Raw genomic sequence first — 244 nt, 5'->3', positions numbered from 1 at the left:
GAGCGTACGGCCGTCTTCCGCGCGCCCCGTCCGGTCAGCGCGGCCGAGGACGACGCCAAGCCGAAGCCCGGGACGAAGTCGGAGCCGGAGGCGGAGGCCGACGAGCCGGAGGCGAGTGAGCGTACGGCCGTCTTCCGCGCGCCCCGTCCGGTCAGCGCGGCCGAGGACGACGCCAAGCCGAAGCCCGGGACGAAGTCGGAGCCGGAGGCGGAGGCCGACGAGCCGGAGGCGAGTGAGCGTACGG

The 244-nt window shown here is 75.8% G+C and carries 1 pseudogene; it reads left to right on the top strand.

The window, feature by feature from the left end:
- A pseudogene (locus EF918_RS37615) lies at positions 1–244 on the top strand (hypothetical protein); the annotation flags it as partial.

It is taken from the genome of Streptomyces sp. WAC06614, assembly GCF_003949795.1.
Classification (GTDB): domain Bacteria; phylum Actinomycetota; class Actinomycetes; order Streptomycetales; family Streptomycetaceae; genus Streptomyces.
The sequence above is the reverse complement of the archived record's forward strand: the minus strand, read 5'-3'. Positions and strand labels throughout refer to the sequence as shown.